The organism is Haemophilus sp. SZY H56, assembly GCF_054332415.1.
Genome location: NZ_JBTGNX010000047.1, coordinates 1 through 586, shown reverse-complemented (window position 1 = coordinate 586; position 586 = coordinate 1). Strand labels below are relative to the sequence as shown.

Genomic DNA, 586 nt, shown 5'->3' with positions numbered 1-586 from the left:
TGTGTTTTCAACTAAACACTTGATTGCTTTTGTTCAATCAAGATTTTATTCTTACTCAGACTTTTTCTTATCCTTAAAGGACTTGAAAGTCTCTTCAGTTTTTCAGCTTGTTTCCTGGTTGTTAAAGAACAGAAATAAATAACATTTTCAGTTATCATCGTTAAATAAACTCATTAAAGCATTTTAAGCATTAAATCAGTCAATTTACTTAACGATGATAAGTGGTGGAGATAAGCGGGATCGAACCGCTGACCTCCTGCGTGCAAGGCAGGCGCTCTCCCAGCTGAGCTATATCCCCATATCATCGTTTATTTACCACCCTATTCACCTTCATCACTCACTCAGTTTGAGTGGTGGGTCTGAGTGGACTTGAACCACCGACCTCACCCTTATCAGGGGTGCGCTCTAACCACCTGAGCTACAGACCCAAGGGAATAACGGCTTTCTGCTCGATATTGTCTACAATATATCAATCAATCTGTGTGGACACTTATTGTCTCTCATTTTTAGTAAGGAGGTGATCCAACCGCAGGTTCCCCTACGGTTACCTTGTTACGACTTCACCCCAGTCATGAATCATACCGTG

The 586-nt window shown here is 41.3% G+C and carries 2 tRNA genes and 1 rRNA gene; all 3 read right to left on the bottom strand.

The features are described from left to right. Positions 1–222 precede the first annotated feature (222 nt). Positions 223–298: transfer RNA gene (locus ACXVWP_RS11125), tRNA-Ala, on the bottom strand. A 53-nt stretch (positions 299–351) separates the two neighbouring features. Further along, positions 352–428 (bottom strand) — tRNA-Ile (locus ACXVWP_RS11120). A gap of 82 nt (positions 429–510) precedes the next feature. Further along, a 16S ribosomal RNA gene (locus tag ACXVWP_RS11115) occupies positions 511–586 on the bottom strand; the annotation flags it as partial.